This window comes from Bradyrhizobium sp. SZCCHNS3002 (assembly GCF_032377435.1).
Classification (GTDB): Bacteria; Pseudomonadota; Alphaproteobacteria; order Rhizobiales; family Xanthobacteraceae; genus Bradyrhizobium.
This window is the reverse complement of record NZ_JAUHHY010000001.1, coordinates 775172-787300: the sequence shown is the minus strand read 5'-3', so window position 1 is coordinate 787300 and position 12129 is coordinate 775172. Positions and strand designations below refer to the sequence as shown.

Annotated in this window: 10 protein-coding genes; 5 read left to right on the top strand and 5 right to left on the bottom strand. The window is 65.8% G+C overall.

What is annotated here, in order from left to right; genetic code table 11:
• The first annotated feature begins 318 nt into the window (after nt 1–318).
• The 3 genes from QW845_RS03590 to QW845_RS03580 all read left to right on the top strand — a co-directional run bounded on the left by QW845_RS03590 (nt 319) and on the right by QW845_RS03580 (nt 3012).
• Nucleotides 319–1875, top strand: coding sequence for an ABC transporter substrate-binding protein (locus QW845_RS03590; protein ID WP_315800257.1), 1557 nt, complete (start codon nt 319–321; stop codon nt 1873–1875).
• A 197-nt stretch (nt 1876–2072) separates the two neighbouring features.
• Nucleotides 2073–2312: a hypothetical protein gene (locus QW845_RS03585; protein ID WP_315800256.1), complete on the top strand. Its 240-nt coding sequence runs from the start codon at nt 2073–2075 to the stop codon at nt 2310–2312.
• A gap of 256 nt (nt 2313–2568) precedes the next feature.
• Entirely contained in the window at nt 2569–3012 is a 444-nt protein-coding gene (locus tag QW845_RS03580; RefSeq protein ID WP_315800255.1) for a hypothetical protein, read from the top strand.
• Nucleotides 3013–3107: 95 nt separating this feature from the next.
• On the opposite strand, the gene QW845_RS03575 is transcribed toward QW845_RS03580, so the two are convergent.
• Nucleotides 3108–3734 (bottom strand): LysE family translocator, encoded by a 627-nt coding sequence (locus tag QW845_RS03575; RefSeq protein ID WP_315800254.1) that lies wholly within the window; start codon nt 3732–3734, stop codon nt 3108–3110.
• A gap of 940 nt (nt 3735–4674) precedes the next feature.
• Entirely contained in the window at nt 4675–6651 is a 1977-nt protein-coding gene (locus QW845_RS03570) for a hypothetical protein (RefSeq protein ID WP_315800253.1), read from the bottom strand.
• A 240-nt stretch (nt 6652–6891) separates the two neighbouring features.
• On the opposite strand from QW845_RS03570, the gene QW845_RS03565 reads away from it, so the two are divergent.
• Nucleotides 6892–9204 (top strand): NADP-dependent malic enzyme, encoded by a 2313-nt coding sequence (locus QW845_RS03565; protein WP_315800252.1) that lies wholly within the window; start codon nt 6892–6894, stop codon nt 9202–9204.
• Between the two features lie 148 nt (nt 9205–9352).
• Complete coding sequence (locus QW845_RS03560) at nt 9353–9808, top strand: DoxX family protein (protein ID WP_315800251.1); 456 nt, start codon at nt 9353–9355, stop codon at nt 9806–9808.
• A gap of 9 nt (nt 9809–9817) precedes the next feature.
• Here the strand turns inward: QW845_RS03560 and QW845_RS03555 are convergent, their stop codons facing one another.
• The 3 genes from QW845_RS03555 to QW845_RS03545 all read right to left on the bottom strand — a co-directional run bounded on the left by QW845_RS03555 (nt 9818) and on the right by QW845_RS03545 (nt 12089).
• Entirely contained in the window at nt 9818–10378 is a 561-nt protein-coding gene (locus QW845_RS03555) for a dihydrofolate reductase family protein (RefSeq protein WP_315800250.1), read from the bottom strand.
• A 19-nt stretch (nt 10379–10397) separates the two neighbouring features.
• Complete coding sequence (locus QW845_RS03550) at nt 10398–11354, bottom strand: polysaccharide deacetylase family protein (RefSeq protein WP_315800249.1); 957 nt, start codon at nt 11352–11354, stop codon at nt 10398–10400.
• Nucleotides 11355–11513: 159 nt separating this feature from the next.
• Complete coding sequence (locus QW845_RS03545; protein ID WP_315800248.1) at nt 11514–12089, bottom strand: glutathione peroxidase; 576 nt, start codon at nt 12087–12089, stop codon at nt 11514–11516.
• Nucleotides 12090–12129: the final 40 nt, after the last annotated feature.

Genomic DNA, 12129 nt, shown 5'->3' with positions numbered 1-12129 from the left:
CCTTCGATTGCGTCGAGGCGGCTCCGGATGCGCTCTCGCGCATCGCGCCGAGCTCTTCGAACGGTCACAGGATCCGGCCGTCGTGCCCCGCGGCAAAGTGTTGATTCTGAGAACTAATCGATGGTGCCGGCTGTTAGTTCGGCGCGTTGCGAGACCCAACGCAAAACGCGATCGAGCGGTGTGGCTCGCTATGAGTTCCAGGCGGTACCGATCAGTCGAATGGCGGTTGCGGTGTTATGCAACCTGTCCTTAATAGAAGCCTGTCTGACTCATGTAGTGAACATAGCCAACCAATCACAAGAAGACGGATAGTTCAAAATGACCGTTCGCTGGTGTGCGCTCCTTCTCGGAACTTGCTTCTTCATCCCTGCCGCCTCTGCTGTCCCCATTTCCCCCGATGTCGTTCGTGATCTCGCCGCCCGCGTCGGTCCTGTCGTCGGTCAGGCCGCGACGTGCCGCGAGATCGCCCAGGGACGCGTCCAGACCATCATCGATCAATTCAGCGAAGTGATCCGCCAGGGCTCTTCGAACGGCGGCGAGCGCGATGGGCTCATCCGCACCTTCAACAGCTACATCGCCGAGGGCCGCGGCCGGGTCGCGTCCTCGCAGGTGAACTGTCAGACCGCAGAGCGCCAATTGGCAGAGCTGGAGCGGTCGCTCAGCCAGCAGCAGTCGGCGGCTCCCTCGCTGTCCTTCGCGCTGGCTCCCTCGACCGCGGCCGCGTCGACGCAGCCCACGGCCAACCTGCCGCCTCCGCTTCCGCACGGCGTCAGCGATACTGAGATCCGGTTCGGCACCGTCATCCCGTTCTCCGGAGTCCGCAAGGAGTCCGCGCGCCAGATGAAGCTCGGCATCGAGACCGCGTTCGCGCGCGCCAACGATGCCGGCGGCATCAACGGCCGCAAGCTGCGGCTGATCGCTGCCGACGATGGCTATGATCCGACGCGGACGCTCGGCGCCATGACGCAATTGTACGAGAAGGACCAGGTGTTCGGCTATATCGGCAACATGGGCACTGCGAACAACGCGGTGGCGATTCCCTACGCGCTGGAGCGCCGCGCGCTGTTCTTCGCGCCCTATAGCGGCTCCGCCGTCGTCCGCCGCGATCCGCCCGACCGCTACGTCTTCAACTATCGTGCGAGCTACGCCGAAGAGACCGCGGCGATCGTGCGCTACCTGATGAAGGTCAAGCGCATCCCGGCGAAGCAGATCGCCGTGTTCGCGCAGAACGACGCCTATGGCGACGACGGTGCCAACGGTGTCGCCAAGGCGTTCCGCGCGAACGGCATCAACGATCCGATCATCCGCTACGGTTTTCCGCGCGGCACGCTGGACGTCGACGAGGCCGTCGGCAAGCTGAAGGCGCAGACCAAGCCGCCGATCAAGGCCGTGATCATGATCGCGACCGACCGCGCGGCGGCGAAATTCATCGAGAAGACCCACGAGGCGGTTCCAGGGCTGATCTACGCCAACATCTCGGCGGTCGGATCGTCGTCGCTCGCGGCCGAGCTGAAGCTGCTCGGCTCGAAATACACCAACGGCGTCATCGTCACGCAGGGCGTTCCCTCGGTCGCAGGCTATTCGAGCCTGGTGCTCGACTACAAGACGGCGCTGGAGAAGTACTTCCCGGGCGAAGCGCCGGACTACACCTCGCTCGAGGGCTTCATCTCGGCGAGCATCCTGATCCAGGCGCTGAAGCAGACCACGCCGCTCGAGACCGAGCGGCTGGTCGATACGCTGGAGTCGATGCAGAGCATCGACCTCGGGCTCGGCAGCAAGCTCTCCTTCGGACGCGCCGAGCACCAGGCCTCGCACAAGATCTGGGGCACCGCGCTCGACGAGACCGGCACCTACCAGGCGATCGAGCTGGAATGAGGCGCGGAGGGGGGCGCGGCAAGACGGCCATCGCCGGGCCTTGCCGCGTCGCCCACGCTTCCCGCTGACTTCCGGTGCCGCTGCGATGAGTTCGGGCGGACGAGGCTGCGGCCTGCCGTACTGAGCTCATGGTGAGGCGGAACAGTTGGCCGGATTTCGGGTTTGGATTGCATGCGCAACAACTGTGGGCGACTGCAATGTCCGTGCGAACACAGATTTCGGCGATGATCTTCATGATGGTTCAGGCTGTGCTGTTCGGCGCGGGAGTCCTGACCATTCTCCTCACGCCGCTGAGCGATCACGCGATGATCGCGATGCCGGTCATGATCGCATCGAGCGTGGCGCTGGCCGCCATTCTCTCCTGGCAGATCGCACCGCGGCTGCGTGCGAGATACTGGCGGCGGCGTGGAACCACCCACGACCTGATCTCGGGTTGACGCGGGACGCCGGGCTCCGGACGGCAGGTGCAACGCTGCTTTCGGACTGGTGTGCCTGGCCTTCGCCGCGGCCACGGCAACAAAGAACGGCTGCGGAATACTCAAACCGGCGTCGTTCGCCCACGATTTCACTCCGCCGCATAGGGCGACACAGCGGCGCCGCGACGGTCGTTGCGGCGCAATATCGAAAGCCGGCAGTTCGTTAGAACCAACCCTGAGCCGCACGGTTAGAGAGCATTCTCATGGAGGATGAACCATGCGCGTTTCAGCAGCAGCGACCGTTCTGTTCCTGTCCTCTTGTTTCGTGTCCGCCGCAGCTCTGGCTGAGCAGGCCGACACCACGCCTCGAACGGGCCAGTCCCAAGCCGTTCCTGTGCAGCCCGAACGCACGCCCCAGCAGGCGGACCAGGCCCGGGAGCGCGAGCGGCAGAGCGCCGAAGATACCAAGGTGAACCGCGATTGGACCACGCAACAGCGCGACGACGATCGGATGGGCATGGATCGCATGCGCCAGCACCGCATGGGCCGCATGATGGACCAGGACATGGACCATCGCACCACGGGAAGGAGTTCGCGCATGCAGCGCGACGACGACATGGATCGCCGTTCAAGCAGCTTCGACGAGGACCGGCCGTATCGCCGTATCAAGATCTGCTACGAGTACGAAAATGGCGACGAGTTCTGTCGCTACCGTGACTAGGTGAGGGCGATTGCGACAGCATCGGCTGATGAGGCACCGACCGCACCGCTGCCCGCGGGCTCGCTTCCTGACAGCGAACGAGCTGCTGGTTTGCGTCAGCTTGCGCGGCGTGCAAACAGCAGCGCGCCGCCGAGGCCGCACATGACGGCGCCCGACGCCTGCCGCATCCGCGTCACGAGGCTCGGGTGCGTGACGAGACCGTGCCGTGCTCTGGCGGCCCAGAACGTCACGACCAGGTCGACGCTGGTGTTGAATGCGACCGAGATCAGCCCGAACACGATGGATTGCGCGGCGACGTGGCCCGTGGGATCGACGAACTGCGGAATGAAGGCGAGGAAGAACGCCGCCGTCTTCGGGTTCAGCGCCTCGACGACGATGCCCTCGCGGAAGGCGCGCCGGCTGCCGGTCGTCGTCACCTCGGCCGGCCCTGCGACCCGCGCTTCCCGCCATGTCTTGATGCCCAGCCAGATCAGGTAGAACGCGCCCGCGATCTTCAACACCGCGAACGCCTCAGCGCTCGCCATCACCCGCGCCGACAGCCCGACGGCGCCGGCGGTCACGTGCACGAGCCCTCCGAGCCCAAGCCCGACGCTGGACGCCAGCCCCTCGCTCCGCCCGCCGGCCAGCGTCCGCGCCACGATATAGAAGATGCCGGGGCCGGGCGTCAGCGCGACGATGAGTGCGGCGGAGAGGAACAGGAGGAAGGTGGGGAGGTCGGGCATGACGTTCGTATTATCACCGCAGGCGGCCCTTTTCAGCAGAAGGCTGATGCGATTGATCATCCTTCGGTGCGAGTGGCGCGCGTAGCCGGCTCACCAGGCCGCGGTCGAGCGCCAAACACAACTGTCGTCTCGGCGAACGCCGGGACCCATAGTGCGTGATTTGTCGAGGAACGTGACTGATAGTTGCCGATCGTGCCGATGCCAGCCCGACGGGCAATCTCCGCATCTCACTCATGCGCAAACTGCCCGTCGTGTTAGTTTGTCGCAATCATTCCGCTTGCACCGTCGGGCAAATCACCTCCACATTTCCGGCCATCCCGCCTCGATGAAGAGGGACGGTTCGCGGTCGTCACGAGACGTGAGGCGGGGAGGCGGTGGCTGCAGTCTGTCGCAGCGCGCGTGGCGCGTGGACGAAAGGCAGGGTGCAGACGGTCAAGTCGTGTGGTCCTGACACCCCGATGCTGGTGTCAAGTTCGCGGCGGATGCCTTCCGGCATCGCGCGGATGACGGGGGCAAACAAGCCGGTCCCCGAGGAGAGCGCGAAGCAGCCGCAAAGCCCACCGCGCAGGGAATGCCGGATGTTCGGCTGAACCTGTGGTACCTGCCGCCTGCATTTTTTTTCGCAGGCGGGCCATGGGTTGCGGCCAGCACCCGGCATTCCCTGCGCCCTCTTCATCTGAGAGAGGGCCGAACGACCGGACAACTCGGGCGCTCGCGCCGCGGGATCGGGGACGCGCGTGGCTCGCGAGTTGACTTGAATGAGGGATGCGAAGAACGCGGACGTTCATGGGACAAAGGCCGTCCTCGCCATCGTACCGATGTCAGCCCCGTGCACAAATCCCATCGTTGTCATTCCGGGCTCGCGCTGCGCGCGCCCCGGAATGCGTAATGACGGAGGAGAGAGGCGGGGACTCACTCTCCCCTCACATCGCGGCTCAAGTCACGGCGCGGTCTGGGCCTCGATCTTGAACTGCGCCAGCGCGCTCGGCGGGTCGATGGCGATGAGCTGGGCGAGCTGCAGGGCTGGGACCTTGGCGCGCGGCGAGAGCTTCAGCGTGAAGGTCTGGCGCGGGATCTGGACGAAACGGCTGATGGCCTCGACGGCGCTGGCGACATCGATGTTGTCGGCGGCGACCTGGGCACCGATCGCCTTGATGCTGTCGACCAGCGCCTTGCGCGCGGCATCGCGCGTGATCGCATGACCGCGCGCGTAGTTGGCGACGAGCACGTCCACCGCGCCGAGATCGCGCAGGGTCAATTCCAGCCCGCTGGCCTCGATCTGCTCCGCTGCCGTCGTGGCCTGCTGCAGGTCGATGGTGAACACGTCGCGCGGCACCTGCGACAGCGAGACATTGGCCGAGGCTGCGATGAGGTTGCTGACCTCGAGCTTGAAGGGCTGGAGCGCGAACGCACCCGAGCTCTCGGTCCAGCCGAGGCCGAGATCGGCGTCGAACGCGGCGGTGTCGATGCCGGCGACGAGGAGCGGCAGCAGCGCCGGATTGGACGCATCCAGAGGTCCGGCCATCTTGGCCACCAGGTGCGCCTGGGTCGGGATGGGGCCGACGAACTGGCCCCAGTCGAGGCTGAAATTGTCGATCTGCACCGGCTTGGTGCTCGCCTTGTAGGAGGTCGTCAGCCCCTTCAGCTCGATGCCGCCGATCAGCTTGAACAGCGCCAGGGCTTCGGCCGCACCGGGCTTGGCGCCGGGCACGGCGAATTTGGCGGTCTGGCGCAGCATACCGCCCATGTCGAAGCGCTTGACCGCGAAGCGGCCGAGCTTGACCGGTCCGTTCGGGGTCCGTCCGTCGAAGCCCTCGAACGCGACGTCGCCCTTGCCGTCGTCGAGGTCGAACCGCGTCAGCGCGACCTTGACCGGGCCGTCGGGAGTCTCGACCGCCAGACCTCGGACCTCGACGTTCTTGAACAGGACGCCGTCATAGATGCTGGCCACCTTGTCGATGAGGTCGGGCGTCATGGCGCTCGTTCGCGGCGAGGTCGGCGTCAGGGCAGCGACCAGCGCGGGCAGCTGGATGCGCGACGGCCGCACGCCGAACTCGTCCATCGTCAGGCTGTCGATGTGCATGCGCATGCCGAGATCGGACGTGATCTCGTAGAGGCCCATCCCGGCGGAGCCGCTCAGGCGGATGGCACGATCGTCCTTGGCGGACTCGGTCGCGAACAGGGCGACGATGGCGTTGACGTCGATGTCCTTGGTCACGATGTCGAGCATGCGGCCGTGCACCGTCTCGACCTTGCCGTTCGGCGGCTGCGCCGCCGTGCTGAAGGTGACTTCCTGGATCTTGTAGTTGTCGATGCGGCCGCCCTTGATGCCGTCCACCACCAGCCCGGAATAGCCGAATTCGGTCGGCCCGACCGCGGCGCCGCCTTCCATCGTGCCGGTGACCCGCGGCACCGTGGCCGAGGTGGCGCTGACGGTGGCGAGCTGTTGGGCGAGGGCGCGGGTGGTCTCGAGCGCACCCGCCCCGGCCGGGATCGCCGCGAACCGCGCCGGGCCGGCGTAATCCTTCACCACCAGTTGCGGCAGCTTGTAGCTCAGGCGCAGCGGCGAGGGGCCGGGGATCTGGCCGGCCACGGCGATGTCGCTGATCTCGATGCTGGCGGCCGTGACATGCTCGGAATCAGGCTGGCTCAGGCCGGTCGCGGTGACGGTGCCAAGCGTGACGCTGGCCGGCGGCTGGGTCGCCGATTCCAGCTTGACGTCGGCGATTGTCAATTTGCGGCTCCACAGGTCGAAGGCGACCTTGCCATGGGTCGCCGTGGCGCCACTCTGCCGGATCTGGGCAAAGCTCGCCTCGACCTCGCGCTCGGCGCGGCTCTGGGCGTACCAGGGCACGCCGACGAGGCCAGCGACGGCCAGCGCGACAGCCGTGAGAATTCCGATCACGATACGGGTCATTTGATGTGCTCCGCCCAAGGCTTAGGCAGCAAGTGGTGATGGTCTCAATGAAATCGATGGAGTAGGGATGTGCTTCTGCGAATTGGGGAATCGCTGGCCCGGGATGCCGGCGAGCATGGTTTCGGATGTTGCATGAAAGCCGCCCAGCGTGCATCACATGCGCTTCCACCGGCCGGAAAAACCGACGTCTGACCGAGACTCAAGAGACCAAAAATCCGGGTCGGAAACGCTGGAGCACGTATGTCGTCGTCCTATTCTGAAGATCTTCGTTCCGCAGCCCTGGCCTATCACCGCCTGCCGCGGCCCGGCAAGCTGGAGATCCAGGCCTCCAAGCCGCTCGCCAACCAGCGCGACCTGGCGCTGGCCTATTCGCCGGGCGTCGCCGCTGCGTGTACCGAGATCGCCAACAACCCGGCAGAGGCCGCCTCGCTGACCGCGCGGGCCAACCTGGTGGCCGTCGTCTCCAACGGGACCGCCGTGCTCGGCCTCGGCAATATCGGCCCGCTGGCCTCCAAGCCGGTGATGGAGGGCAAGGCGGTCCTGTTCAAGAAATTCGCCGGCATCGACGTGTTCGACATCGAGATCGCGGCCGACACGATCGACCGGGTGGTCGAGACGGTCGCGGCGCTGGAGCCGACCTTCGGCGGCATCAACCTCGAGGACATCAAGGGACCGGAGTGCTTCGAGATCGAGGCGCGGCTCAAGGAGCGCATGAAGATCCCGGTCTTCCATGACGACCAGCACGGCACCGCGATCATCGTCGGCGCCGCGATCAAGAATGCGCTGTCGCTGGCCGGCAAGCAGCTCTCCGAGGTCAAGATCGTGACGTCGGGCGCAGGCGCGGCCGCCATCGCCTGCCTCAATCTGCTGGTGTCGATGGGAGCGCAGCGCAAGAACATCTGGGTCTGCGACATCGACGGCGTCGTCCATGAGGGCCGCAACACGCTGATGGATCCGTGGAAGGCGGTCTATGCGCAGAAGACCGACAAGCGGACCCTGGCCGATGTCATCGGCGGCGCCGACATCTTCCTCGGGCTGTCCGCCGGCGGCGTGCTGAAGCCGGAGCTGTTGAAGCAGATGGCCGAGAAGCCGCTGATCATGGCGCTCGCCAATCCCAACCCAGAGATCATGCCGGAAGAGGCGCGCGCGGCGCGGCCCGACGCGATGATCTGTACCGGGCGTTCGGACTTCCCGAACCAGGTCAACAACGTGCTGTGCTTCCCGTTCATCTTCCGCGGCGCGCTCGACGTCGGCGCCACCGCGATCAACGAGGCGATGAAGCAGGCCGCGGTCGATGCGATCGCGCAGCTCGCCCAGGACCCGCCGTCCGACGCGGTGTCCCGCGGCTTCGACACCGGCGAGACCCAGGGGTTTGGCCCGGGCTCGCTGATCCCGTCGCCGTTCGATCCGCGCCTGATCCTGCGCATCGCGCCGGCGGTGGCGAAGGCGGCGATGGAGTCCGGCGTCGCGACGCGGCCGATCACCAATTTCGACGAGTACACCGCGCTGCTGGAGCGTTTCGCGTTCCGCTCCGGCCTGGTGATGAAGCCGGTGTTCGCCAAGGCAAAGACGCAGCCGGTCCGCGTGATCTATGCCGAGGGCGAGGACGAGCGCGTGCTGCGCGCCACCCAGGTGGTGCTGGAGGAGAAGCTGGCGCGGCCGATCCTGGTCGGTCGCCCCAGCGTTGTCGAAGCCCGCATCAAGCGCTTCGGCCTGTCGATCAAGGCCGGGCGTGATTTCGACCTCGTCAATCCCGAGGACGATCCGCGCTACCGCTCCTATGTTCAGAGCTATATCGAGATTGCGGGACGGCGTGGTGTGACGCCGGATGCAGCGCGCACGGTGGTGCGGACCAACGCCACGGTGATCGCGGCGCTTGCCGTCGTCAGGGGCGAGGCGGACGCGATGATCTGCGGCGTCGAGGGCCGCTACATGAGCCATCTGCGCCACGTCCGCGAGATCATCGGCTTCATGCCGGGGGTCAGCGACTACGCGGCGCTGGCGCTCACCATCACCAGCAAGGGCGCCTATTTCATCGGCGACACCCAGGTGCGCCCCGATCCGACCGCCGAGGAGCTCGCCGAGATGGCCTCACTCGCGGCCAACCACGTCACGCGCTTCAACATCAAGCCGAAGATCGCCTTCGTCTCGCACTCCGATTTCGGCGGCTACGACACGGAGTCGTCGCGCAAAATGCGGCAGGCGACGGCGCTGTTGAAGCAGCATCGTCCCGACCTCGAGGCCGACGGCGAGATGCAGGGTGACACCGCGCTGTCGGCGACCGCGCGCAAGGCGATCCTGCCGCATTCCAATCTCGAGGGCTCGGCCAACGTGCTGATCATGCCGAACCTCGATGCCGCCAACGTCGCCTATCAGATGATCAAGGTGCTGGCGGATGCCGTGCCGGTGGGGCCGATCCTGATCGGCCCTGCCAGGCCCGCGCACATCCTGACGCCGTCGGTGACGGCGCGTGGCATCCTCAACATGACGGCGGTGGCCGCGGTCGAGGCCCAGGAGCGGGCCGGGAGAGCGCAGCCGACGCTGTTCGCGTAAGCGGGTTGGCGTGATCGAAGTGTGGCGGAATTCGTCCGGTTTCGGTCGTATTCCGCCCGCCTTTATTGTTGAAAAGCGTTCGCGACGTCACATATCCGGCCCGGTGGGCCGGCGACACATCGTTTGAAGTTGATCCGTGAGGGCGAGAATGCCGGGTTTCATTACATTCGGGCGCGTTCTGTTCGCCGTGATCTTCATCTACACGGGCGCGACCAAGCTGTTCGGCATTGCCGCCACCGCCGATCTGATCGCCGCCAAGGTCACGATTCCCACCATGCTCGCGCCCTACGCGGCGCAGCTCGAGGCCGCTGCCAAGATGCCGATGCCGCAGATCCTGGCGATCGCGGCCGGCGCGTTCGAGGTGCTCGCCGGCGTGATGATCGCGCTCAACTTTCTCGGGCGTTTCTTCGCGGCTCTGATGATCCTGTTCGTCGGCGCGACCATCTTCTACTTCCATGACTTCTGGAACCAGACCCCGCCCGACAACGCCAAGACCCTGATCGACGCGCTGAAGAACCTGTCGATCATCGGCGCGCTGTTCATGATCTTCGGCTACGGCAAGGGCCCGAAGGCACCGGAGCAGAGCGCCTACGGAGATATCTAGGAGGGAGCCTTAAGCGGATCGCTTCCAGGCGGTGACGCTGACGTCGTCGGCGGGATCGAGCATCAGCTGATTGGACGGCGTGTAGCCGTGGGCCGTCAGCACCTGCTGCGGCGATCGGTTGGGACCGACGCCTGGAAAGCACGGCGCGCCGCCGGGCAGGGAGACGTGGGGCGCCAGCGACAGGAAGAAGCTGTCGTAGCTGTCCATGAACATCTCGAACACGACCGGACCGCCGATCACGGCCACCGTGCCAGAGCTGACGCCCGCGGCTTCACAGGCGGCTTCGAAGGAGGCGCCCGCCGGATTCCAAAGGGTAGAGAGCGGCTTCTCCGGATCCGGCGCCAGCCCCGCGACCTTGCGGGTCACGACGATGCGCCGGCGCTTCGGCGAGTTCGGCTGGTCCTCATAGGAGTTGCGGCCATGGACGATCAGATCGGCGCCATCGAGGGCCTGGGAAAAGAATGCGGCGTCGCCGGGGAATTTCAGGGCGGGCGGCATCGCATTGTGCGCGTCGGCCAACATCCCGTCGGCCGACACGATCACGTAACCTTCGATACGAAGCTTGGTCACTGACGAAAGGAATCCTGTCTCATTCGGACACTGTCGTCACAACGCTCGAGACCGGCCTTTGGCTCACCGTCGGCAGCTTCGCGACCTTGGCGAGCTGCTCGTCATATTGCGGCAGCGACTGCACCGGCGCCTTGGCGCGCATCGCGACCACCTTGTAGCCGCCGGCCTTCAGGCGGCGCAGCATCTCGGGCAGGGCCTCGGCGGTATGCTTGTGGAAGTCGTGCATCAGGATGATGCCCTTGCCGAGCTTGTCGAGCTTCTTGAAGGTGACGTCGAGCACCGCCTGCGCATTGCGCGCCTTGAAGTCGAACGAGTCGAGATCGCAGGAGAAGATTCCGATGTTGCGGGTGCCGAGATAGGTCACCATCTCCGGCGGATGCTGCAGGGCCGGGAAGCGGAAGAACGGCGCCGGCGAGTTGCCGCCGAGCGCCCACTTCACGGCGCTGATGCCGAGCTCGATCTCTTCCTTGCGCTGATCCTCGGTCAGCTTCTTGTTGGTCAGCGCCGCATGCGACCAGGTGTGCGTGCCGACCGTATGGCCGGCATTGTAGACCTGCTTCAGGATCTCCGGATAATAGGTCGCATGCTTGCCGATGATGAAGAAGATGCCGGTGGTGCACTGGTCGGCAAGCGCCTTGAGCACGCTGGGCGTGTTCTCCGGCCACGGGCCGTCGTCGAAGGTCAGCACGACCTCGTGATCCTTCAGGAAGTCAAGGTCCTTGAAGTGCTCGAAGCCGAAGCCTGGACCGCCGGTCGTGTCGATTTCGACGGTGCGGCCGACGCCGAGCGCCTCGGGGTTCATGCAGGGCGCGCGCGGCGGCTGGGTCTGCACCGCAGCGGCCGGAGCGGGTACGGGTGCGGCAGCAGCCGGGGTCGGTGCCGCCGCCGTGCGCTGCGCCTGCGACCACGCCACGCCAGACGTCAACAGCGAAGCCGCCAAAGAGCTCGCGAACACCAATCCTGCTGCAATCCGCATCGTGTTTCCTCGGGGTTGTTGCAACGGGAGCGCCAGTGCCGAGAGTCGCTCCGTCATCCGGCCGGGATATTAGCCCAGCAGCCGGAGTGGCGCCAAAAGGAAACAAGGCAAAAACACGGGGAAGTTGCCGGCTTCCGCCGCATTCCTGCCGAGTGTTGCTCAGCCGTTCGCCAGCAGCCGGGCGACCGCGGTCTTGACCCGCGTCTCCGTCGGCTCGACCGAGGAGGCGAACACGTCGGCGATATAGCCGTCACGGCCGATCAGATATTTGTGAAAGTTCCAGCGCGGCGTCTCCTTGGGCCGCGCCTCGGCGGCCCAGCGGTAGAACGGGTGGGCGTTGGAACCGGTGACCACCGCCTTGGCGGTCATCGGGAAGGTCACGCCATAGTCCTTGTTGGCCAGCTCGGCGATGTCGCCGGCGATTCCGGGCTCCTGGTTGAAGTCGTTGGACGGCACGGCAATGATCGTCAGCCCGCGCTCATGGAACTCGCTCCACAGCTTCTGGAGGCCGGTGTATTGCGGGGTGTAGCCGCACTGCGAGGCCGTGTTGACGACCAGCACCGGCTTGCCGGCGAAATCGGCGAGCCGAATCGGCTCACCGGCCAGCGCCGGGAAGGAGAAGCGGTAGGCGGTCATCTTGCTCACCGCATTGTCGGCATGAGCCGCCTGCGACGTGAGCGCCGCGCCCGACAACGAGGCGCCGATGCCGAGAACAACCATCCTGCGATTGATCATGTGAATCTCCCTGAGCAGAGCCAGCCCCGTCAGCATGAAT

Coding starts and splice junctions, on each gene's coding strand:
- QW845_RS03590 (WP_315800257.1), top strand. CDS start 319: ATGACCGTTCGCTGGTGTGCGCTCCTTCTCGGAACTTGCTTCTTCATC.
- QW845_RS03585 (WP_315800256.1), top strand. CDS start 2,073: ATGTCCGTGCGAACACAGATTTCGGCGATGATCTTCATGATGGTTCAG.
- QW845_RS03580 (WP_315800255.1), top strand. CDS start 2,569: ATGCGCGTTTCAGCAGCAGCGACCGTTCTGTTCCTGTCCTCTTGTTTC.
- QW845_RS03575 (WP_315800254.1), bottom strand. CDS start 3,734: ATGCCCGACCTCCCCACCTTCCTCCTGTTCCTCTCCGCCGCACTCATC.
- QW845_RS03570 (WP_315800253.1), bottom strand. CDS start 6,651: ATGACCCGTATCGTGATCGGAATTCTCACGGCTGTCGCGCTGGCCGTC.
- QW845_RS03565 (WP_315800252.1), top strand. CDS start 6,892: ATGTCGTCGTCCTATTCTGAAGATCTTCGTTCCGCAGCCCTGGCCTAT.
- QW845_RS03560 (WP_315800251.1), top strand. CDS start 9,353: ATGCCGGGTTTCATTACATTCGGGCGCGTTCTGTTCGCCGTGATCTTC.
- QW845_RS03550 (WP_315800249.1), bottom strand. CDS start 11,354: ATGCGGATTGCAGCAGGATTGGTGTTCGCGAGCTCTTTGGCGGCTTCG.
- QW845_RS03545 (WP_315800248.1), bottom strand. CDS start 12,089: ATGATCAATCGCAGGATGGTTGTTCTCGGCATCGGCGCCTCGTTGTCG.